This window comes from Rossellomorea aquimaris (assembly GCF_003315075.1).
Taxonomy (GTDB): Bacteria; Bacillota; Bacilli; order Bacillales; family Bacillaceae_B; genus Rossellomorea; species Rossellomorea aquimaris_C.
In genome coordinates this window covers 34,878-58,378 of the sequence record NZ_QNRJ01000015.1, presented here as the reverse complement: position 1 = coordinate 58,378, position 23,501 = coordinate 34,878, and the positions used below count along the sequence as shown (strand labels likewise).

Genomic DNA, 23,501 nt, shown 5'->3' with positions numbered 1-23,501 from the left:
CTCACTAGACTCCAAATTGTGATTTCGTTCCTTCGATATCATCCACGAACTTTTCCTGTGTGGCTTCAAATAATTTCTCGAAAACATCTCCCAGCTCTCTCTCCATTACGGAAATTCCTATCCCAGTCACTCCGCCCTTTACACAAACTTTTTCTTGAAGTGTCGGTAATGTATAGATGTTTTTCTTCAATAAGTCCCCAAGACCAACAAGCATTTCAGAAGCTAAAACAGTGGCCGTTTCCCTATCAATTTCTGTCACTTCTGCAGCAGCGTTAATAAACCTCTGTGTAACATAACTGAAAAAAGCAGGTCCACAGCTGACAATGTCAGAAGCCACTCGTGTCACATTTTCATCAATGACCACCGGTGTGGAGATATGCTCAACCAATGTCATTAAATCCTGCCTCCATTTATCTGAACAATGACTTCCATACGTTAAAAGTGACACTCCGCTTAATGCACGATTCGTAATGCTTGGAATGAATCTGGCACAGGAACTGGTAAGGATCGATTCTAATTGTTCCACGCTTACCGGACTGGTTATTGAAACTACGCATTTATCCCTGGTAAAACTTTTTTTATTCTCCTGAATCACATCATAAACATCATGAGGTTTCACGCATATGAAGATTAAGTCAGATGACTTGATCACTTCCTCATTTGAATGGCTGACATTCACTTTGTTCCATTTTTCCTTTATATCCTCGGCTTTTTTTAATGAACGATTCGTAATATGAAGATGTGAAGGAGAAATCGCCTTAGATTCAATGAGAGCTTCAATAATGATTTTCCCCATGTTTCCCGTGCCAATGATACCCACTTTCATGTGCAGCCCTCCTTCTATCACACTCTCTCCTAAAACTTATGAATTCCTTTCAATGAATATTCCATCAGAGGTGATTTCCTGTGCAATCCCTAATTGAAAAATACAGAACGGTTCTTGTGATTCTTGTCATATGTGCCATTGTCCTGATTGCATATATTTTAAAAAGTGCTTCCGCCGTGCCTGTAAAAGAAGCTTCTTTTACAGCCGATCCCGTTAAGAAAGAAAAGGAGCCTGAAAAATTGAAAATAGTCGAAAAAGTATTTGTAGACGTAAAGGGAGAGGTTGTTAATCCTGGATTATATGAAGTCAGGCAGGGAGACAGGTTAAAGTTTGTGATCGATCGAGCCGGTGGTTTCACTCCGGAAGCAGATAAGAAAATGATCAATTTAGCGGTAAAGGTATCAGACGAAATGATGATTTATGTCCCTAAAGTCGGAGAAATAGAAGTGCCCGGGCTTGCTCCTTCCATGCCTGGGACCGATACGGGAAAGGATAGAATCAACATCAATACAGCCACTCAACAGGAATTCGAAACACTGCCCGGAATTGGTCCTGCGAAAGCATCAACCTTTATCCAATACCGCGAAGAACATGGTCCGTTTGCAGCTATTGAAGAGATTCAAAACATCTCTGGAGTCGGAGAAAAAACGTTTGAGAAATTAAAAGAATATATTTATGTTCAATGAATTGACGAAACATAGAAAGTCTTTATACACTTAAACAAGCAAATGAAAATGCACCTGAAAACATAGAAGGGGGAATGGTGATGGAAAGAATCGCTTGGCATCAATATTTTATGGCCCAAAGTCAGCTCCTTGCCCTGCGCAGCACGTGTACAAGACTGGCGGTGGGGGCAACCATCGTTCGTGAAAAACGAATCATTGCAGGAGGCTATAACGGCTCCATTGCAGGAGGGGATCATTGTATAGATGAAGGGTGCTATGTGATTGACAATCACTGCGTGAGAACCATACATGCCGAAATGAATGCCCTGCTGCAATGTTCAAAGTTCGGGGTCGGAACGGAGAATGCGGATATTTATGTTACTCACTTCCCCTGTCTTCAATGCTGTAAGGCTCTTATCCAGGCAGGAATAAAAACGGTTTATTATGCAAAGGATTATAAAAATCATCCTTATGCCATTGAACTTTTTCAAAAGGCAAACGTCCATGTAGAGAAAGTGCCCTTTCAAGAAAGCAGCATCGACGTAAAGCACAAAGAAAAAGCCTCCATGATGCTTCAATTAATCGAAGACTTGAGAAATCAAGGTGCCGAAGACGAGAAGCTCGCTTACTATGAACAAGAATACATAAAATTATTTAATGAATAGAGGATTATACCTCTACCCCGCGATTTCAGTACTTTCAGGAACATTACTGGCACTTCAATTCCATTGGGGTGCCGTCGTTCTTGCTCTGCTTCTGGTATCCCTTTTCCTCAGAAAAATGACCTTCACCATCCTTTTTCTCTGCTTCGTATTCCTCTTTATTTCCTTTCTCAACACCACTATTCAAGAAAAGAGACAGAAAACCGTTCTGACGTCAGAACCCCAACCGGCCGACTTACAAATTGTGATCAATGACATTCCAGTCATCGATGGGAATTCCTTCGTCACCCTCGCTCGAATAAAGAAAGAGAAGGTTCTCATTCGCTATTATTTCTCTTCAGAGGAAGAAAAACGAAAATTCCAATATGTGAAACCGGGGTTTGTGTGTAAAGTGAAGGGGCAGTTGACAGAACCCAAACCGAATAAAAATCCCAACTTGTTTCATTATAAAAATTATTTGGCTCATCGGGGAGTGTATTGGGTTCTTGGCGTAAACGTATTCGAGAAGTGTGCAGATGAAAGTACATGGAAGCATACCCTCATAAATCTGAGATTCAATGGATTGAAAAAAATCGAAAGGGAATTTCCATCTTCAACAGCAGGGGTGACCCAGGCGTTATTGTTTGGAGAAACAGGGTTGATTGCAGAAGACACGATGAAGGCATTCAGAGAGCTGGGTGTCGTTCATTTACTGGCAATTTCAGGCCTGCACGTTGGGTTGGTCTTTGCGGTCCTTTACTATTGTCTATTGAGGATCGGTGTTACAAAGGAATCGGTGACATGGATCGGGATTGTTTTTCTCCTATGTTACATCGTACTGACGGGGGCATCTCCTTCCGTGATGAGGGCATCCTCCATGCTGATCGTGATTCTCCTCAGCAGAAAAGTGGCAAGTAAGTTAAGTACAATCGACAGTTTGTCCATTGTATTTGTGATGTTGGTTTTATATGATCCATTTGCTGTATTCAATGTTGGGTTTCAGCTGTCATTTATGGTGAGTTTTTCTCTTGTAGTTTCTTCAGCCGTTATTCTAAATACTTCCTCATCCATTGCACAATTGGTGAAAGTAACAGTCGTTGCCCAGCTGTCTTCGCTACCGATCATCCTCTATCATTTCTATGAATTTTCTTTACTGGGCTTTCTCACGAACCTTCTTTATGTACCCCTCTTCTCATTCATTGTTCTTCCCATGACCATCATCGTCTATATTCTGTCAGTTGAGTGGTTGATACTGTTCCATAAACATCTTTTGGATGGAATACAATGGGTATCCACCTTTATCGCTTCTTTTCCATTCAGCACCATTGTGATGGGAAAGCCTCCATTTCTGTTATTGGTTGGTTACCTCATCGCTATTTATATTGTGTTTGTTGGGTTTGAAAAGAGGAAATATATGCTTTCCGGTCTTCTTTTGATTTTCTGGGCATCCACTCACATGCTCATCAACACCTATAATCCTTATGGTGAGATTGTATTTGTGGATGTTGGGCAAGGTGATGCTACATTGATCAAGCTGCCGTACAATCGAGGAACCTATCTGATCGATACAGGTGGGGAAGTGCCGTTTTCGAAAGAAGAATGGGAAGAGAGGAAGAGTCGTTTTTCTGTAGGGGAAGATATCGTCGTTCCTTTTTTGAAAAGTAAAGGCATCACGTCCATTGACACCTTGATCTTAACACACGGAGATCTCGATCATATTGGCGGGTCAGAAGCGGTTCTTCGGGAAATGAAAGTGAAGGAAGTCCTGATTAGCCCTAACAGCGACGAGAAAGGCGAAATGAAGAAAATCATGAAAATCGCCGGACAAAAGAAAGTTCCTGTTAAAGAAGCCTGGTATCCATACAGCTGGGCTGGTGATAAAGATGGACTGCATATTGTTTCCCCGCAGGATGAAAAGTATGAAGGAAATAATGATTCCATTGTGTTATATGGTGAAATCGGGTCATTGAGATGGTTATTTACTGGAGATTTAGAAGAGCAAGGGGAGAATGAGTTCATCCGAAACTTCGATCTGCCGATTGATGTGTTAAAAGTGGGTCATCATGGGAGTAATACGAGTACAACCGAAGAGTTCCTCATTGACACGAAACCGTCTGTGGCGGTGATTTCTGCGGGTGAAACCAATCGTTTTGGCCATCCTCATCCTGAAGTAGTGGAACGATTGAAGAGAAGAGGAATAACAATATATAGCACGGGAGAAAATGGGGCGATCTCCTATCGATTTTGGGATAAAAAAGGAACGTTTTCAGCCCACCTGCCATAGGATGTATGACAAAACAAATTAAGCGCTAATGAAAAAGGGGCAGACCTGCTGCAAGAAGTCAGGCACCTTCAAGCCATCTGTATGATACATCAGTACCATATATGGAAGTTGAAGAAACCGGAATCTTTAAGGTCTGCCTCCTATATTCATTAAGAGCCGATAAACTTAATAACAGTTGCAATAACGAACATTGTCGCAAAGAATCCAAAAGAAACAATAAACCCAACGCCTGAATCTACTGCATCATTTCTTTTTGATTGTACATTCTTTTCAAATTGGTTCACAACTACCCCTCCTATTTCTATTCTAGTATAGAACATCGCTACTGAAAAATCTATACTTCACTTTACTTTTTCCTTTACTGACAAGAGTTGTCACCTATAAGATCCTGAAAGGGGGTGACACTAATCATTACAAAGGAAATACCGTTTTCGGAAAAGGTTCCTAGGTCTTCTCCGTTAACGTTAATATAGATATAGGGGGTGTCCCATTTGACGGATGTCCCCTTTACCCCTTGTCAAAACCAAAAAGCTTTTTTACCATAGAGTAGAGAAAAGAATTAATGGAGAGTGCTGACTTGGTTATTGATATTTGGAAGAAAATAGAGAAATCTCAATTCGCAGCTATATATTTAGTTTACGGAAATGAGTCATTTATTATTAATGAAACGAAACAAAGAATTGTTTCAAGTGCCCTTTCAGAAGAAGAAATGGATTTTAATTTTTCCAGTTATGATCTGGAGGAAACTCCTGTGGAAGTGGCGATAGAAGATGCAGAAACCTTTCCATTTATGGGGGAGAAAAGGGTCGTCATCATACAAAACCCTGTGTTCTTGACAGCTGAAAAAACAAAAGAGAAGGTAGAGCACAATATTAAACGACTGGAACAATACATACAATCCCCTGCTCCTTATACGATTTTGGTCATTACAGCAAATTACGAAAAACTGGACGAACGTAAGAAGATTACGAAGTCCTTGAAGAAACTGGCAGAAGTCGTAGAAGCCAAAAAGCTGAACGAGCCTGAATTAAAGTCGTGGGTAAGAGAACGGGCAGCCTCTAATAGTGTCCAGATAGATGAAGATGCCATTGAATTATTGCTGACCCTTGCTGGAACAAACCTCATGATGCTGACACAGGAGCTGGACAAGCTTTCTTTGTACGCAAGCGATACAAACAGAATCGATGTGGAAGTGGTGGAACGATTAACAGCACGGTCCCTGGAACAAAACATTTTCACATTAGTGGATAAGGTCGTTCACCGAAGAATCGATGAGGCATTGAGAATTTATTACGATCTTCTCAAACAAAACGAAGAACCGTTGAAGATTCTATCGATTCTGGCAGGACAGTTCAGATTGATATACGGAACGAAGGAACTATCACGAAGAGGATACGGGCAGCAAAAAATTGCTTCCTACCTAAAAGTACACCCTTTCAGAGTGAAACTTGCAGCAGGTCAGGCAAAGCATTTCAACGATAAACAACTTGCCCATATCATCGAGTTGCTGTCTCAAGGAGATTATGAAATCAAAACAGGAAAAATCAAAAAAGAACTGATGATTGAAATGTTTCTGTTTAAACTCCATGATCAGAGTTTTACTTGAGGACACCCCTTTAGATCAAAAGAAAAACCACCCGGCCAAAAGGCTAGGTGGTTTTTTTCAATTAGTTCGCTTTTTTCATAAGGCGAGACTTTTGACGATCCGCAGCGTTTTTGTGGATAAGACCTTTTTGAGCTGCTTTGTCTAATTGACGAACCGCTTCTGTTGCTAGATCTTTAGCGTTATCTGCGCTGTTAGCAGCTGCAGCTTCTGCTTTCTTGATAGCAGTACGCATTGTAGATTTTACAGCAGCGTTTTGAGCGTTGCGCTCGTTGTTAGTTTTTACACGTTTGATAGCTGATTTGATATTTGGCATTCCTGTCACCTCCTATAAAAGGATCGAGATTCTATGTGACTCGATTTAAATTCCTAAACAATAAGAACAAATGATATTTTATCAAACGAACAGTGATATTGCAATACTATGTAGTGAAATTAAACGAGTGAATGAACACATACGAAAAAGGTAAACATAAAAAAATAGTAGATAACATCCCAAGCCTGGAGGTAGAGTCTAAATGAAAAACGAAGAAATCGATTATAGTAAATATTCCATTCGTACCGATCTTGCCGTTGAAGCAAGAGAAATGGTCGTCACTGATAAAGCGGAAGATACGTCATCCATCCAAGGAGTCATGATTAAAGAGAAAGAAGAAGATGGGATAAAGGTTTCCCTTGTCACCGTTACACCTGAAGGAGAAGAGAAAATCGGTAAAAAACCTGGTAATTACTTAACCATCGAGGCCCATGGAATTCGCCAGGAAGATGCAGAACTGCAACAAAGGGTTGAAAAAGTATTTGCCAATGAATTCAATCAATTTTTAATGAATAATAAAATCAGTAAAAATGCAAGTTGCTTAATTGTCGGGCTCGGCAACTGGAATGTAACCCCCGATTCATTAGGGCCCCGCGTCTGTGAAGATATCATTGTGACGAGACATCTTTTTGAACTGCAGCCGGAATCAGTGGAGGAGGGCTATCGACCGGTCAGTGCCCTCGTGCCTGGTGTGATGGGGCTGACGGGCATTGAAACGAGCGATATCATTTTCGGTGTAGTAGAGAAATCCAAACCCGACTTCATCATCGCCATCGATGCCCTGGCCTCAAGGTCCATTGAGCGAGTCAATTCAACCATCCAGATTTCCGATACAGGGATACATCCAGGGTCAGGTGTAGGAAACAAACGAAAAGGGTTGGATCAGGAAACATTAGGGGTTCCGGTTATTGCCATAGGCGTTCCGACCGTACTCGATGCTGTCACAATCGTAAGTGATACAGTCGACTTTCTTTTAAAGCATTTTGGGAAAGAAATGAGAGAAGGGGACCGTCCATCCAGATCCCTTGCCCCTGCAGGATTAAGCTTCGGTGAGAGAAGGAAATTAACAGAAGAAGATCTACCGGAAGAACAGCATCGTCAAACCTACATGGGAATCGTCGGAACACTCGAGGATCAGGAAAAACGAAAACTCATTCATGAAGTATTGGCTCCCATCGGTCATAATCTGATGGTCACACCTAAAGAGGTGGACGTGTTCATGGAAGACATGGCCAATCTTATCGCAAGTGGCTTGAATGCAGCACTGCATGATGCAGTCGATCAGGAGAATACGGGTTATCAGACGAGATAGATGGCAGGTGAAAATAGCGCCTTAGGGTCAGGGAATGATCCTTGAGGCGTTTTTTTAATTGAAATTTCCTACTCACTTCAACTCACTCTAGCTATCGAACCCACCCCACCTTGCCAACCATGATAAAAATAATAGATTCCCCTGTTTAACTTTCCACCAATAACCTCATAATGACTACTAAATATTGTTCTACTTTCTCTAGTAATGACATACGTTGTACTAGAGTAGATTAAAGGAAAGGGTGGGAGAATGAGATCGTATAAAGCGCCTAATTATGTAGTTGCGATTAATATGTCAACGATACTGAAAGGGATGTTGATCTTCGTGGCAGGATTTCTCTCGATTTTTTCGATAACGGGCATCCTCACTTCCTTGAACCCTGAGTATAGAATTACATCGAATTCATTGAATCAAGCGGCTTCCAATGTGAAGGGTGAGGCATTATATAAGATTCTGGCATTAGAAAACCGGTCTTTTAATCAAATTTTGACTGAAGAAGAGCAGGATTTACCGAATTTGTCCTCCCTCCTTTTTCAGGTGGCTACCAATGTGAGCTTTGAGGATCCCCGAAGTTTCCTGGGGAGAGAGCTTCCGGGATTCTCGATTTTCGATGGGGATATCCTCGTGGCCGGGGAAGGAACGGATTTCACCAATATGCCGATCGAATCTGTCCCTCCTCCCGAAGCACTTGAGGCAGAAAATGAAGCTCCACTCAAGAATGTAGAGAACTTAAAAGAATCGGATCAAAAGAGTGGGGATGTGGCCCCGCCGTTATCAACCGGAAATAAAAAGACGGTTCATCTTTACTTCACCCACACCCGTGAATCCTATCTGCCCTACTTGGAGGGGGTGACCAATCCGGATTCAGCCATGCACTCGGAAGTAAATGTCACCAAAGTGGGTGACATGGTGAAGAGGAACTTAGAGGGACTTGGGATTGGAACGACAATTGATAAAACCGATGTGATAGCGAACCTGAACAATAAAGGATTGGATTATTGGGCTGCTTACCAGGAGTCGAGACCATTAGTGCAGGCTGCCATGACGAGTAATAAAGACTTACTTTATCTTGTTGATATCCATCGTGATTCACAAAGAAGGGCTATCACGACAGGGACGATCAATGGAAAATCTTATGCCAAGCTCGCATTTGTCGTCGGGGAAGAGCATCCGAATTACGAGCAAAATTTAAAGGTGGCAACAGAGCTTCATAAATTATTGGAAGCGAACTATAAAGGGATCTCACGTGGAGTGATTGCGAAAAAGGGAAGCGGGACCAACGGGAAGTTCAACCAGGATCTTTCAAGCAATGCCATGTTACTGGAGTTTGGCGGAGTCGATAATACGTTTGAAGAATTGGAGCGATCTGCACAGGCTTTCGCTGAAGTATTCGCAGATTATTATTGGCAGGCTGAAAAGGTGAATCATACACCTGTCACTCCTGCTTCAAGTCAGTAAGGAAAAGGATGGATGAGAAATGACCAAATTCTTTTTTAAATGTGCATTACTTATATCTGCCTTATTTATCGGGGTACTGATCGGAATGCAGTATGCGAATGAAGGCATCGTGGAAATGAAGGGGCATGAACAACAAAATTTCACTTCGCCGGTGGGAGTGAGTCAGGACGGGGAAGGAAACGTGGAAGCGTCTTTCCTTGGGAATGAAATGGAATCGAAAACGTTAAGCGAAAAGAAAGAGAAATTAGAGGACATGAAAGCCTTTAATGCGTTTTCCTCGATTGGAAAGGCACTTGCGAATACAATTGAAAGTATCACCAATGAAATAGTGAACTTTATTGCTTCGTTAATATAAGAGGAGGCTTTCGGGAATGTTCCTGCCTTCTCTTTTTTTGAGGCTTTTTATCTGAGAACTTAAGTGATTTGCTTCTTAAAATGGACAATTCCGTATAGCCCTTTTAGTTTACATTGAATAATATATAGTCTACTGCTATAATTCAAAATAGTGTACATGTGTGGAAATAACAGGAGTTGAACGTATAATGAACCGTGAAGAGAAATTAGAGAGACAATCGAGAATAAGAAACTTTTCCATTATAGCTCATATCGACCATGGGAAATCTACCCTTGCCGATCGTATATTAGAAAAGACGAAAGCATTGACGGCACGTGAAATGAAAGCCCAATTGCTGGATTCCATGGACCTTGAGAGAGAGCGTGGAATCACCATCAAATTAAATTCTGTGCAATTAAAGTATCAGGCAAAGGATGGGGAAGAATATATTTTCCACCTTATTGATACACCGGGGCACGTAGACTTTACATACGAAGTATCCCGCAGTTTAGCGGCTTGTGAGGGAGCTGTCCTTGTAGTGGACGCCGCTCAGGGTATTGAAGCCCAGACGCTTGCAAACGTGTATCTTGCCTTGGATAATAACTTGGAAATCCTGCCCGTCATCAACAAAATTGATCTTCCGGCAGCCGATCCCGAGAGAGTTCGTCAGGAAGTGGAAGATGTCATCGGTCTGGATGCATCTGAAGCCGTCCTTGCATCAGCCAAAGCAGGGATCGGGATTGAAGAGATCCTCGAACAGGTGGTTGAAAAGGTACCTGCTCCCCAGGGAGATCCAGATGCTCCACTTAAAGCCCTGATCTTTGACTCATTATATGACGCCTACCGAGGAGTCGTTGCCTACATCCGTGTGATGGATGGAAGCGTCAAGGTAGGGGATAAAGTCCGTATGATGGCGACAGGGAAAGAGTTTGAAGTGACCGAGATCGGTGTCTTCACACCGAAAGCGACGGGTCAGAAGGAATTGACCGTCGGGGATGTTGGATATTTGACTGCAGCGATCAAGAACGTCGGGGACACCCGTGTAGGGGATACGATCACACTTGCCGAAAATCCTGCACAGGAAGCATTGCCTGGTTATCGCCGAATGAACCCGATGGTTTATTGCGGTCTATATCCGATTGATTCAAATCGTTATAACGATTTGAGAGAAGCACTTGAAAAGCTTGAATTAAATGACTCTGCCCTTCAATTTGAGCCTGAAACTTCACAGGCATTAGGGTTTGGATTCCGTTGTGGATTCCTCGGTCTTCTGCATATGGAGATCATTCAGGAACGTATCGAACGGGAATTCAAAATCGACCTGATCACGACTGCACCAAGCGTTATCTATCATGTGAAATTGACAGACGGTGAAGAAGTGAAAGTGGATAACCCATCCATGATGCCGGATCCTCAAAAGGTCGATCATGTTGAAGAACCTTATGTCAAAGCAACGATCATGGTTCCGAACGACTACGTAGGTGCCGTAATGGAACTTTGTCAAGGAAAGCGCGGGAACTTCATCGATATGCAGTATATGGATGATACCCGAGTGAACATCGTCTATGAAATCCCGCTTGCTGAAATCGTATATGACTTCTTCGATCAATTGAAGTCGAATACGAAGGGGTACGCTTCATTTGATTATGAGCTGATCGGATACAAGGAATCCAAGCTTGTGAAGATGGATATCCTGTTGAACGCTGAAAATGTCGATGCCCTTAGCTTTATCGTTCATCGTGACTTCGCTTATGAACGCGGGAAGTTGATTGTAGAGAAATTGAAGGAATTAATTCCGAGACAACAATTCGAAGTACCCGTCCAGGCAGCGATCGGGCAGAAGATTGTCGCAAGATCGACTATTAAAGCCATTCGGAAGAACGTTCTGGCAAAATGTTACGGTGGAGATATTTCACGTAAACGTAAACTTCTTGATAAACAAAAAGAAGGTAAAAAACGTATGAAGTCCGTAGGGAATGTAGAAGTTCCGCAAGAAGCATTCATGGCCGTCCTGAAAATGGACGATACGGATAAAAAATAATTGTCTTCATGATAAAGGGGGGAAAGTGGCTTGTACCATACAAGCACTGCTTACCCCCTTTTCTCTATGAATGCCCCCAAAGGAGGGATATACTTGGTAAAATCAGCTTATATTCATATACCTTTCTGTGAACATATCTGTCATTATTGTGATTTCAATAAAGTCTTTTTAGAAGGACAGCCCGTAAATGAATATTTAATCAGCCTGGGCAAAGAAATGAAGCAAAGAGTCATGTCTCCTGACAAACTGGATACGATTTTTGTCGGTGGCGGCACTCCGACATCATTGAATGCGAGCCAGCTTGATCTATTATGTGAATCGATCAACACTCATCTGCCCTTTGATCAGGGGGAATTCACCTTTGAAGCAAACCCAGGTGATTTGACGGAAGACAAACTTCGAGTGTTAAAGGACCACGGTGTGAACCGATTGAGTTTTGGTGTTCAGTCATTCAATGATGAGCTTCTTAAAGGTATCGGACGGACACATAGAAGCGAAGATGTGTATACGTCCGTGGAAAAGGCTCAAAAAGTTGGATTCTCGAATATCAGCATTGATCTGATTTATAGCCTGCCTAAGCAAACAGAGGAAGATTTTCAAGATACATTGAAGAAAGCACTGGACCTTGATCTTCCTCATTACTCGGCTTATTCACTCATCGTAGAGCCGAAAACGGTATTCTACAACCTGATGAGGAAAGGGAAGCTGTCATTGCCTTCTCAAGACCAGGAAGCGGCTATGTACGAGATTCTGATCGAAACGATGGAGAAATACGGGATCAATCAATATGAAATCAGTAATTTTGCTAAACGTGGATTCGAAAGCAAACATAATCTCGTTTATTGGGACAATAATGAATATTATGGTTTAGGAGCCGGTGCGCACGGATATATAAACGGAGTACGTTATTCCAATTACGGTCCCCTGAAAAAATATATGGACCCAATTGCAGAAGGTTCCCTGCCTACCATCCAGCAACACGAGGTAACGAAAGCAGAAAGAATGGAAGAAGAAATGTTCCTCGGATTACGTAAGGTAGAGGGCGTAAGTAAGTCTGTTTTTCAACAAAAATTTGACTGCAGTATCGAGTCCGTCTTCGGTTCATCGATTGAAGAAATGAAGAAACGGGAGCTGCTCACGGTGAATGAAGAACGGGTCGCACTTACGAAACAGGGCCGCTTTTTAGGAAACGAAGTATTTCAATCTTTTCTGGGAGTAATCTAATATATTGACATCCCTTTTCTGATTTGATAATTTATTAATTAGATTTAGCACTCATCTCAATAGAGTGCTAACAGGGGTGATGAATGTTGTTAACAGATCGACAACTTCTAATTCTTCAAGTGATTATTGATGATTTTATCCTGTCAGCTCAGCCTGTCGGTTCGAGGAGCTTGTCCAAGAAGGATGAAATTTCCTTCAGCTCAGCAACGATCCGAAATGAAATGGCTGATTTGGAGGATTTGGGTTTTATTGAAAAGACGCATACTTCTTCAGGACGTGTTCCATCTGAAAAGGGTTATCGCTATTATGTGGATCACTTGCTTTCTCCACAGAAATTAGAGAAGAATGACGTGCATGCCATTCGCTCCATCTTCACTGAGCGAATATATGAATTGGAGAAAGTGGTTCAGAAGTCTGCAAAGATTCTTTCCGAGCTGACGAATTACACGACCATCGTATTAGGTCCCGATTTGAAGGAAAATAGGCTGAAGAAGATTCAACTGATTCCTTTGAACAAGGATACAGCGATTGCCATCATCGTGACGGATAACGGACATGTTGAAAATAAACTGTTCCATATCCCGCCGACAATGGATGCAGCAGAGCTTGAGAAGCTTGTGCACATCTTAAATGACCGGTTATCGGGTGTTCCCATCAGTGAGTTAAACGATAAAATTTTCAAGGAAGTCGCTCTCTTGCTGAGAGAGCATATTCAGAACTATGATTTTATCCTTCACTCGATCACGGATTCCTTTAATCCAACGGTCACGGATAAGCTGTTCTTTGGTGGGAAAACCAATATACTCAACCAGCCTGAGTTTAATGACGTCCATAAAGTTCGCATGCTCCTTGAAATGATCGAACAAGAGGAGAGCGTCTACAACTTGATTCGTCCATCCGCGTCAGGATTGAACATTAAAATCGGGAAAGAAAATGATCATCTTGCTATGGAGAATTGCAGTCTCATAACCGCTACTTATTCTATTGGTAAAGAACAATTAGGATCCATTGCGATTATCGGACCTACTCGAATGGAGTATTCCCGTGTCGTGAGTTTACTTAATTTCTTTTCAAATGATATGTCCAAGGTTCTTACGAAACTGTATCAAAGTGAAGATTAGTGGACATATTGTATAAAGGAAAATAAGGCTCTGATGCCGTCTTTATCGTCATCAGGAGCCTACAAGTGTTCGTAGATTTTTAAGGAGGTGAATGTTATGTCTGAAAAAACAAAACAAGAGCAGCATGATGCGAAAGAAGAAAACAGCGAAGTGGTAGAAGAAGTGTTCGCTGAAGAACCTCAAGCAGAGGAAGTAGCAGAAGAACAACATGAATCAGATGAGCTTTCACAATTGGAAGAGAAGCTGAATGAGTCTGAGAATCGTTATCTTCGTTTAAGAGCTGATTTTGATAACTTCCGCCGACGCGTCAATGTAGAAAGCGAAGCGAAGGAGAAATATCGTGCTCAAGGACTGATTACTGAACTATTGCCGGCACTTGATAATTTCGAGCGTGCTTTAAATATAGATGCTGATAATGATCAAACAAAAACACTGCTTCAAGGAATGGAAATGGTTCATAGAAGTATTGTTGAAGCCCTTAAGAAAGAGGGAGTAGAGCCAATTGAAGCGGTAGGTCAAGAGTTTGATCCACATTTGCATCAAGCAGTTATGCAAACAGAAGATGAAAATTTCGATAGCAATGTAGTTGTTGAAGAATTCCAAAAGGGATACAAACTGAAAGACAGAGTAATTCGTCCTTCCATGGTGAAGGTCAATCAATAATAAAGACATTACATATACAAAACAGGGAGGTTTCTTACTATGAGTAAAATTATCGGTATTGACTTAGGTACAACAAACTCATGTGTATCAGTACTTGAAGGCGGAGAGCCAAAGGTTATTGCAAATGCAGAAGGAAACCGCACAACTCCATCGGTTGTTGCGTTCAAAAATGGAGAAAAGCAAGTGGGGGAAGTAGCAAAGCGTCAAGCCATTACAAACCCAAACACGATCATCTCAGTGAAACGTCATATGGGAACAGCTCACAAAGTGGAAGCAGAAGGAAAAGAATACACTCCACAAGAGATTTCAGCTATGATTCTTCAACACTTGAAATCATATGCAGAGGACTATCTTGGAGAAACAGTTGAAAAAGCAGTCATCACAGTACCTGCTTACTTCAATGATGCAGAACGTCAAGCAACAAAAGACGCAGGTAAAATTGCGGGTCTGGAAGTTGAGCGTATCATCAACGAACCAACTGCTGCTGCACTTGCATATGGTCTGGATAAAATGGATCAAGACCAAACCATCCTCGTATATGACCTTGGTGGCGGTACATTTGACGTATCCATCCTTGAACTTGGTGACGGAGTATTCGAAGTACGTTCTACTGCCGGTGACAACCGTCTTGGTGGAGACGACTTTGACCAAGTGATCATCGATTATCTGGTAGCTGAATTCAAAAAAGAGAACGGCATCGACCTTTCTAAAGATAAAATGGCCCTTCAACGTCTTAAAGACGCAGCTGAGAAAGCGAAGAAAGATCTTTCAGGAGTGACTTCAACTCAGATCTCACTTCCATTCATCACGGCTGGAGAAGCGGGTCCACTTCACTTGGAAGTGACTCTTTCAAGAGCGAAATTCGATGAAATCTCTTCAGATCTTGTAGAACGTACAATGGGACCAACTCGTCAAGCGATGAAAGATGCTGGTCTTTCTGCAAGTGAAATCGATAAAATCATTCTTGTTGGTGGATCAACTCGTATCCCGGCTGTACAAGAAGCAATCAGAAAAGAAACAGGTAAAGAGCCATCTAAAGGCGTTAACCCTGACGAAGTGGTAGCGATGGGTGCAGCGATTCAAGGTGGAGTTCTGACTGGAGACGTGAAAGATGTTGTCTTACTTGACGTTACACCACTTTCACTTGGTATCGAAACAATGGGTGGCGTATCAACTAAGCTGATCGAGCGTAACACAACGATCCCGACGTCTAAATCTCAAACATTCTCAACTGCCGCTGATAACCAGACCGCTGTTGATATCCACGTATTACAAGGTGAGCGCCCAATGGCTGCTGATAACAAAACGCTTGGTCGTTTCCAATTAGCGGACATTCCGCCGGCACCACGTGGCGTACCACAAATCGAAGTGAAATTCGATATTGATAAGAACGGTATCGTGAATGTAAGTGCGAAGGACCTGGGAACAGGTAAAGAGCAAAACATCACAATCAAGTCTTCTACCGGTCTTTCAGATGATGAAGTAGAACGCATGGTGAAAGAAGCGGAAGAAAATGCCGAAGCGGATAAACAACGTAAAGAGGAAGTCGAACTTCGCAACGAAGCAGACCAACTTGTTTTCCAAACGGAAAAAACGTTAAAAGACCTTGAAGGCAAAGTAGAAGAAGATGAAGTGAAAAAAGCGGAAGATGCGAAAGCTGAATTAAAAGAAGCAATCGAGAAAGATGATCTGGATCTTATCCGTGAAAAGAAAGATGCATTACAAGAAATCGTTCAAAGCTTAACGATGAAGCTTTATGAGCAGGCTCAAGGAGCAGAAGGCGAAGCTTCGAAAGACGACGATGTAGTCGATGCTGAATACGAAGAAGTAAACGACGACAAGAAATAATCCAGTATGTACGAAAAAGTCAAAGTCAGGGCGGTTCTTGGCTTTGACTTTTTCTATGATTGAAAGAAACAGAATGTGTTACATTCATCTATCAGACACAATCAATTACAAGGAATGTTGAGTTTTTATTGATAATAGTCAAAGCTCAATGTTAAAATAACCTTTATGCAAAGGATTCGGGAGTGGTGTTTTAATGAGTAAACGGGACTATTATGAGGTTCTTGGTGTCGGAAAAGATGCCTCAAAAGACGAAATGAAGAAAGCATACCGCAAGCTCTCCAAAAAATATCATCCGGATATTAATAAAGAAGCGGATGCGGATGAAAAATTCAAAGAAATATCGGAAGCCTATGAAGTATTGAGTGATGATCAAAAGCGTGCTCAATATGATCGTTTCGGACATACTGACCCTAACCAGGGATTTGGCGGCGGAGCTGACTTTGGCGGTGGCGGATTCGGTGGTTTCGAAGATATCTTTAATACATTCTTCGGAGGCGGCGGAGGCCGCAGAAGAGATCCGAATGCACCTAGACAAGGTGCCGATCTTCAATACACGATGTCACTGACATTTGAAGAAGCGGTCTTTGGGAAAGACACAGAAATCGAGATTCCGAGAGAAGAAGAATGTGACACTTGCCATGGTTCAGGTGCGAAGCCGGGAACAAAGGTCAATACATGTTCACACTGTAATGGATCGGGTCAATTGAATGTAGAACAGAATACACCGTTTGGCCGCATTGTGAACAGACGGGTTTGTCACTACTGTAACGGTACGGGTAAACAAATCAAGGAGAAATGTTCAACTTGTGGCGGAGCTGGAAAAGTACAGAAGCGCCGTAAAATCTCTGTTAAAATCCCGGCTGGTATCGATGATGGACAGCAGCTGCGTGTGACTGGTCAAGGTGAACCAGGTATAAATGGCGGACCTGCCGGTGACTTGTACGTTGTCTTCCACGTTCGCTCACATGATTTCTTTGAGCGTAACGGAGATGATATCTATTGTGAAATGCCAGTGACGTTTGCACAAGCGGCACTAGGTGATGAAATTGAAGTACCGACCCTGCACGGGAAAGTTAAGCTGAAAGTACCTGCTGGAACTCAAACAAGCACGAGATTCCGTTTGAAAGGTAAAGGAGTACCGAATGTACGTGGATACGGTACAGGCGATCAGCATGTTCAGGTGAAGGTGGTTACCCCTTCTAAACTAACAGATAAGCAAAAGCAATTATTAAGAGAATTTGCGGATATTAGCGGACAGGTACCAGACGAACAGCATGAAAGCTTTTTTGATAAAGTAAAAAAAGCCTTTAAAGGCGAATAACTAAAGGACGGAGTTGGTAGATCAATGAAATGGTCAGAAATCAGTATTCTTACTACGAATGAAGCGATTGAACCTATTTCAAACATTCTTCATGAATCTGGAGCAAGCGGTGTGGTCATTGAAGACCCTGCCGAATTAATTAAGGAAAGAGAAGATATGTTTGGAGAGATCTACCAACTCAATCCTGACGATTATCCGAGTGAAGGTGTCTTAGTCAAAGCGTATTTACCCGTAAATAGCTTTCTTGGTGAAACCGTTGACGAGATCAAGCAGGGCATTACGAACCTGGTTACCTATGATATCGACATTGGTGAAAACAAAGTGGAGATTTCAGAAGTGAATGAGGAAGAATGGGCAACGGCGTGGAAGAAATACTACCATCCTGTGAAGATCTCTGATAAATTTACGATCGTCCCTACCTGGGAAGACTATAAACCGGTTCACAGTGACGAACTCATCATTGAACTGGATCCAGGCATGGCATTCGGGACAGGAACTCATCCTACAACCGTCATGTGTATCCAGGCTCTTGAGCGAATCGTTAAAGAACATGATACGGTCATCGATGTAGGAACAGGTTCAGGTGTATTATCCATTGCTGCTGCACAGTTAGCTGCAGACAATGTAAGAGCGTATGACCTGGATGAAGTGGCTGTTCGTTCAGCAAGACTGAATGTGAAGCTGAACAAAGTTCAACAAACTGTGACGGTTGACGAGAACAATTTATTGAATGGCGTTACAGGGCAAGCAGATGTGATTGTAGCGAACATTTTGGCTGAAATCATTTTACGCTTTACACTTGATGCCTTCGAACTTGTGAAACCGGGTGGATTTTTTATCACCTCTGGGATTATCCAGCCAAAGAAGCAAGAAGTGCGTGATGCATTGGAGTCTGCCGGATTTATAATAGAGGAAATTATGGTCATGGAAGACTGGGTCGCTATTATTGCCAAGAAGCCTATGTGAATATAAGTAAAAACGGTGGAGTTGAAACTGTATGCAACGATATTTTATTAATGACACATATCGAGAAAATGATCCTATTACGATAACAGGGGATGACTATCATCATATCGTTCGTGTCATGAGAATGAAGGAAGATGATGAAGTCTATGCTGTCTTTAAGGATCAAGCATCAGCAATTGCCCGTATTGAAACGATTTCCAGTGACTCAATAGAACTATCAATAGTAAAATGGGAAACATCGACGAAAGAATTACCAATTAAAGTAACCATTGCGAGCGGACTGCCGAAAGGGGATAAATTGGAGTTGATTTTCCAAAAGGGAACAGAGCTTGGAGCCACTCAATTTATCCCTTTTAATGCGGATCGCTCCATTGTGAAGTGGGACGATAAAAAAGCAAAGAAAAAGGTTGAACGATGGGAGAAAATCGTCAAGGAAGCAGCGGAACAGTCTCATAGACTCCTTGTTCCCGGTGTATCTGCCCCCATTTCATTGAAACAATTAATACAGGCACAGTTTGATTACAAACTGATCGCATATGAAGAAGAAGCAAGAGCCGGAGAAAAAGGAAATCTTTCAAAGGTGTTATCGACGATTGAACATGGACAAAGTGTCCTTGTCGTATTCGGTCCTGAAGGTGGATTGACAGAGAAAGAAGTAGAGATGTGTAAGAGCGAGGGCTTTATCCCCTGTGGACTTGGCCCAAGAATCTTACGGACGGAGACTGCTCCATTGTATGTCCTCTCAGCCATCAGCTATCAATTAGAACTTATGAGGTGATTGTAATGCCATCAGTAGCGTTTCACACTCTAGGGTGTAAAGTGAACCACTACGAAACAGAAGCCATCTGGCAACTATTTAAAGAAGAAGGATACGAACGTGTGGAATATGATTCGATTGCAGATGTGTATGTCATTAACACGTGCACGGTAACGAATACAGGAGATAAGAAAAGCAGACAGGTCATTCGTCGTGCCATCCGTAAGAATCCTGACGGAGTGATTTGTGTAACAGGATGCTACGCTCAAACATCCCCTGCTGAAATCATGGCGATACCAGGCGTCGATGTCGTGGTGGGAACGCAGGATCGAAGAAAAATGCTTACGTATATCGAAGAATACAAAACAGAACGACAACCGATCAATGGCGTCACGAACATCATGAAGAACCGTGTCTACGAAGAACTGGATGTCCCGGCGTTTACAGATCGTACACGTGCCTCTCTTAAGATCCAGGAAGGCTGCAATAATTTCTGTACATTCTGTATCATTCCTTGGGCACGTGGTCTGATGAGATCCCGTGATCCTGAAGAAGTCATTCATCAAGCTCAACAGCTTGTGGATGCAGGCTATAAAGAGATTGTCCTGACAGGAATTCACACAGGTGGATACGGAGAGGACATGAAAGACTACAATCTTGCCATGCTTCTTAAAGATCTGGAGCAGAAAGTGAAAGGTCTGAAGAGAATTCGTATCTCTTCCATCGAAGCCAGTCAACTGACGGATGAAGTCATTGAAGTGATCGATCAATCGAATATCGTTGTCAGACACTTACACGTTCCGCTTCAATCGGGATCCAATACGGTCCTTAAGAGAATGCGCAGAAAATATACGATGGAATTCTTTGCAGAGCGCTTGGAAAAGCTTAAGAAGGCCTTACCAGGACTTGCCGTTACCTCTGATGTCATTGTCGGTTTCCCCGGTGAAACGGAAGAAGAATTTATGGAAACATATCAGTTCATCAATGAACATAAATTCTCAGAGCTTCATGTGTTCCCATATTCTAAGCGGACAGGTACTCCTGCCGCACGTATGGACGACCAAATCGATGAAGACATCAAGAACGAACGGGTTCATCGTCTAATTGAACTTTCCAACCAATTAGCGAAAGAATACGCTTCTCGGTTTGAAAATGAAGTATTAGATGTCATCCCTGAAGAAATTCACAAAGACGATCACTATGTTGGATATACGGATAATTACCTGAAAGTAGTATTCCCGGCAACGGAAGATATGGTAGGGAAACTGGTGAAAGTGAAAATCACGAAAGCCGGTTATCCTTTAAACGAAGGTCAATTTGTACGTGTCCTTGAAGAGGAAGACGAAAAAGCCGCAATTTAATAAATCAAGGCACCTGACAATGGTTGGGTGCTTTTTTGTTTTTGCACAATAATTCTTTGTAACCACTTTCTTTTTTTTGTATAGAATCAATTTATCTATTGATAAGTGAAGAAGAAGGTTGTAAACTATTAATGTCAATATAATAAATGAAACAGGTCTTTTTTTTAAACTAATAGTGCAAACGATTGCATTAAATGTAAGCGTTTGTATCTTACTATACTTTGATGAGGTGTTACGATGAAAAAGGCATGGCGTAAAGAAGCGGTAGGCTATCAAATCTATCCCAGGAGTTTTCAGGATTCAAACGGCGACGGAATTGGTGACTTGCAGGGCGTGATTCAACGGTTGGATTATATTAAAGAATTAGGTATCGATGTGATTTGGATTTGTCCAATGTATAAATCACCTAATGATGATAATGGATATGATATTTCTGATTATCAGGATATTATGGAAGACTTCGGTACGATGGAGGACTTCGATCAGCTACTTAATGAGGTTCACAAGAGAGATATGAAACTGATCATTGACCTTGTACTTAATCATACAAGTGACGAGCACCCTTGGTTCATTGAGTCTAAGAGCTCTAAAGAAAATCCAAAGCGTGACTGGTATATATGGAGAGATGGCGTAAAAGGCAAGGAGCCGAATAACTGGGAAAGTATCTTTGGGGGATCAGCCTGGGAGTATGACGAAGAAACAGATCAATATTTCCTTCACGTATTCTCTACGAAGCAGCCGGATTTGAACTGGGAAAATGAAGAAGTCCGCGACGCTCTGTATGACACAGTCAACTGGTGGCTTGATAAAGGAATTGATGGCTTCAGGATCGATGCCATCAGCCATATTAAGAAACGTTCAGGACTTCCTGATATGCCAAATCCTAAGAAGGAAAAGTATGTTTCTTCTTTCGATATGCATATGAACCAAAAAGGGATTCATACGTTCCTGCAAGAATTCAAGGATCGGACGTATGCAAACTATGATGTCATGTCCGTTGGAGAAGCAAATGGTGTAAAAGCCGATGAAGCGGAACTGTGGGTTGGAAAAGAAAACGGTAAGATGGATATGATTTTCCAATTTGAACATCTTGGTCTTTGGGACGCCGAAACCAACCCCGACCTTGATATCGTCGAATTGAAGAAGGTGCTCACTCGCTGGCAGAAAGGCCTCGAAGGCAACGGCTGGAATGCCCTATTCATCGAAAACCATGATAAACCACGAGTTGTATCCACTTGGGGCAATGATAAAGAATATTGGAGAGAAAGTGCCACTGCCATGGCAACCATGTACTTCTTAATGCAGGGGACTCCCTTTATTTATCAAGGACAGGAAATCGGGATGACTAATGTTCAATTCCCTTCCATTGAAGATTATGATGATGTAGCGGTCAAGAATCTATATCGTCTGAAGCGTGAAGAAGGAGTACCTCACCAAGACATCATGGACATCATCTGGGCTTCTTCCCGTGACAACAGCAGAACACCGATGCAATGGACGGATGAAGGAAACAGTGGATTTACAGACGGCAAGCCTTGGATGAAAGTCAATCCAAACTATAAAACAATCAATGTAAAAGCTCAGGAAAAGGATGAAAACTCCATTCTGAACTTCTATAAAAAAATGATTCAACTAAAGAAAAAGGAAGATGTCTTCACGTACGGGATCTATGACCTGCTTCTTGAAAAAAACAAGCAAATCTATGCGTATACCCGCACAGGAGAAGATCGGTCCATGATCGTGATCACAAACCTTTCCACGAAGAATGCGGTTTGTGACCTGGGTAAATTGGAAGTCTCCTCTTCTAATCTTCTGTTGAATAACTATGATGCAGACAGCCATGAAAATGTAAGCAAATTAACTCTTAAGCCATACGAAGCGAGAGTGTACCGTTTAAAATAATGAAGATTGCAACCCTGGTATGTGAATACCGGGGTTGTTTTTATTTTGATAGGAATAATGAAAAGGTTTTCTTTTTTTGGAGATGATAATAAGAAATGCTCGTCTTTTTCTCTTTGTTTTGTTATGATAAGAGAGGTACGGACAACTGTTAAAGGAGAGATAATGAATGACTGCGAACATTGCAAGTATGATTGATCATACTTTACTTAAACCAGAATCAACGAAAGACCAAGTAGAAGTACTTTGCCAGGAAGCGAAAGAATTTACATTTGCTTCTGTGTGCGTTAACCCGACATGGGTTCAATATTCAAGCGAATTATTAAGCGGCACTGAAGTAAAAGTGTGTACGGTTATCGGGTTCCCACTTGGAGCTTCCACGCCTGAAACGAAAGCATTCGAAACGAAAGATGCAATCGAAAAAGGTGCTACAGAAGTGGATATGGTCATCAATATCGGCGCATTGAAAAGTGGCGATCATGAGTTGGTTAAACGCGATATTGAAGCTGTTGTGGCAGCATCTAAAGGTAAAGCACTTTCAAAAGTAATCATTGAAACATGCCTGCTGACGGATGAAGAGAAAGTGAAAGCTTGCCAATTAGCTGTAGAAGCTGGAGCAGATTATGTGAAAACATCTACAGGATTCTCTACTGGGGGAGCGACTGTAGAAGATATCGCTCTTATGAGAAAAACAGTTGGACCTGATATCGGTGTGAAGGCTTCAGGAGGCGTACGATCTTCCGAAGACGCACAAGCTATGATTGATGCAGGAGCTACCCGCCTGGGAGCAAGCTCTGGTGTGAAAATCGTACAAGGTTTGACAAGCGACTCTGATTATTAATAAGAAAAAAGCTGAACGAG

Annotated in this window: 21 protein-coding genes; 18 read left to right on the top strand and 3 right to left on the bottom strand. The window is 42.0% G+C overall.

Annotated elements, in window-relative coordinates; translation table 11 throughout:
* Window positions 1-4: 4 nt before the first annotated feature.
* On the bottom strand, window positions 5-826 hold the full coding sequence (gene comER / locus DET59_RS16130) for a late competence protein ComER (RefSeq protein ID WP_113970646.1): 822 nt from the start codon (window positions 824-826) through the stop codon (window positions 5-7).
* 80 nt (window positions 827-906) lie between these two features.
* Between comER and DET59_RS16125 the strand changes: the two genes are divergently transcribed.
* The 3 genes from DET59_RS16125 (at window position 907) to DET59_RS16115 (ending at window position 4,416) form a co-directional block, all read left to right on the top strand.
* On the top strand, window positions 907-1,512 hold the full coding sequence (locus DET59_RS16125; RefSeq protein WP_113970645.1) for a helix-hairpin-helix domain-containing protein: 606 nt from the start codon (window positions 907-909) through the stop codon (window positions 1,510-1,512).
* An 80-nt stretch (window positions 1,513-1,592) separates the two neighbouring features.
* On the top strand, window positions 1,593-2,156 hold the full coding sequence (locus tag DET59_RS16120; protein WP_113970644.1) for a ComE operon protein 2: 564 nt from the start codon (window positions 1,593-1,595) through the stop codon (window positions 2,154-2,156).
* Window positions 2,149-4,416: a DNA internalization-related competence protein ComEC/Rec2 gene (locus tag DET59_RS16115; RefSeq protein WP_113970643.1), complete on the top strand. Its 2,268-nt coding sequence runs from the start codon at window positions 2,149-2,151 to the stop codon at window positions 4,414-4,416. The genes DET59_RS16120 and DET59_RS16115 overlap by 8 nt, the downstream gene beginning before the upstream one ends.
* A 149-nt stretch (window positions 4,417-4,565) precedes the next feature.
* Here the strand turns inward: DET59_RS16115 and DET59_RS16110 are convergent, their stop codons facing one another.
* Window positions 4,566-4,700: a YqzM family protein gene (locus DET59_RS16110; protein ID WP_113970642.1), complete on the bottom strand. Its 135-nt coding sequence runs from the start codon at window positions 4,698-4,700 to the stop codon at window positions 4,566-4,568.
* Between the two features lie 293 nt (window positions 4,701-4,993).
* Here DET59_RS16110 and holA point away from each other — a divergent pair, with 293 nt between their 5' ends.
* Window positions 4,994-6,022, top strand: coding sequence for a DNA polymerase III subunit delta (gene holA, locus DET59_RS16105; RefSeq protein WP_113970641.1), 1,029 nt, complete (start codon window positions 4,994-4,996; stop codon window positions 6,020-6,022).
* Window positions 6,023-6,083: 61 nt separating this feature from the next.
* Here holA and rpsT read toward each other — a convergent pair whose 3' ends face one another.
* On the bottom strand, window positions 6,084-6,335 hold the full coding sequence (gene rpsT, locus DET59_RS16100; protein WP_113970640.1) for a 30S ribosomal protein S20: 252 nt from the start codon (window positions 6,333-6,335) through the stop codon (window positions 6,084-6,086).
* Between the two features lie 202 nt (window positions 6,336-6,537).
* On the opposite strand from rpsT, the gene gpr reads away from it, so the two are divergent.
* From gpr to deoC, 14 genes are all read left to right on the top strand, one after another.
* Window positions 6,538-7,647 carry a GPR endopeptidase gene (gpr, locus tag DET59_RS16095; protein ID WP_113970639.1) on the top strand — a complete coding sequence of 370 codons (1,110 nt, stop codon included), beginning with the start codon at window positions 6,538-6,540 and terminating at the stop codon, window positions 7,645-7,647.
* A gap of 249 nt (window positions 7,648-7,896) precedes the next feature.
* Window positions 7,897-9,105 (top strand): stage II sporulation protein P, encoded by a 1,209-nt coding sequence (gene spoIIP, locus DET59_RS16090; protein ID WP_113970638.1) that lies wholly within the window; start codon window positions 7,897-7,899, stop codon window positions 9,103-9,105.
* Window positions 9,106-9,124: 19 nt separating this feature from the next.
* Window positions 9,125-9,460, top strand: coding sequence for a DUF3679 domain-containing protein (locus DET59_RS16085; protein WP_113970637.1), 336 nt, complete (start codon window positions 9,125-9,127; stop codon window positions 9,458-9,460).
* A 187-nt stretch (window positions 9,461-9,647) separates the two neighbouring features.
* The gene (gene lepA / locus DET59_RS16080) at window positions 9,648-11,480 is read left to right on the top strand and encodes a translation elongation factor 4 (RefSeq protein ID WP_397540956.1); all 1,833 of its coding nucleotides are present in this window, start codon (window positions 9,648-9,650) and stop codon (window positions 11,478-11,480) included.
* 66 nt (window positions 11,481-11,546) lie between these two features.
* On the top strand, window positions 11,547-12,704 hold the full coding sequence (gene hemW, locus DET59_RS16075; RefSeq protein ID WP_113970662.1) for a radical SAM family heme chaperone HemW: 1,158 nt from the start codon (window positions 11,547-11,549) through the stop codon (window positions 12,702-12,704).
* Between the two features lie 86 nt (window positions 12,705-12,790).
* A complete protein-coding gene (hrcA, locus tag DET59_RS16070) occupies window positions 12,791-13,825 on the top strand; it encodes a heat-inducible transcriptional repressor HrcA (protein ID WP_113970661.1) in 1,035 nt (344 codons plus the stop codon).
* A gap of 96 nt (window positions 13,826-13,921) precedes the next feature.
* On the top strand, window positions 13,922-14,488 hold the full coding sequence (grpE, locus tag DET59_RS16065; protein WP_113970636.1) for a nucleotide exchange factor GrpE: 567 nt from the start codon (window positions 13,922-13,924) through the stop codon (window positions 14,486-14,488).
* A 39-nt stretch (window positions 14,489-14,527) separates the two neighbouring features.
* The gene (dnaK, locus tag DET59_RS16060) at window positions 14,528-16,336 is read left to right on the top strand and encodes a molecular chaperone DnaK (RefSeq protein ID WP_113970635.1); all 1,809 of its coding nucleotides are present in this window, start codon (window positions 14,528-14,530) and stop codon (window positions 16,334-16,336) included.
* A 193-nt stretch (window positions 16,337-16,529) separates the two neighbouring features.
* A complete protein-coding gene (gene dnaJ / locus DET59_RS16055) occupies window positions 16,530-17,657 on the top strand; it encodes a molecular chaperone DnaJ (protein ID WP_113970634.1) in 1,128 nt (375 codons plus the stop codon).
* A 24-nt stretch (window positions 17,658-17,681) separates the two neighbouring features.
* Window positions 17,682-18,623: a 50S ribosomal protein L11 methyltransferase gene (gene prmA / locus DET59_RS16050; protein WP_113970633.1), complete on the top strand. Its 942-nt coding sequence runs from the start codon at window positions 17,682-17,684 to the stop codon at window positions 18,621-18,623.
* Between the two features lie 31 nt (window positions 18,624-18,654).
* Entirely contained in the window at window positions 18,655-19,401 is a 747-nt protein-coding gene (locus DET59_RS16045) for a 16S rRNA (uracil(1498)-N(3))-methyltransferase (protein ID WP_113970632.1), read from the top strand.
* 5 nt (window positions 19,402-19,406) lie between these two features.
* Window positions 19,407-20,741: a tRNA (N(6)-L-threonylcarbamoyladenosine(37)-C(2))-methylthiotransferase MtaB gene (mtaB, locus tag DET59_RS16040; protein ID WP_113970631.1), complete on the top strand. Its 1,335-nt coding sequence runs from the start codon at window positions 19,407-19,409 to the stop codon at window positions 20,739-20,741.
* 237 nt (window positions 20,742-20,978) lie between these two features.
* Window positions 20,979-22,643, top strand: coding sequence for a glycoside hydrolase family 13 protein (locus DET59_RS16035; RefSeq protein ID WP_113970630.1), 1,665 nt, complete (start codon window positions 20,979-20,981; stop codon window positions 22,641-22,643).
* A gap of 166 nt (window positions 22,644-22,809) precedes the next feature.
* Window positions 22,810-23,481 (top strand): deoxyribose-phosphate aldolase, encoded by a 672-nt coding sequence (deoC, locus tag DET59_RS16030; protein ID WP_113970629.1) that lies wholly within the window; start codon window positions 22,810-22,812, stop codon window positions 23,479-23,481.
* Window positions 23,482-23,501 lie beyond the last annotated feature (20 nt).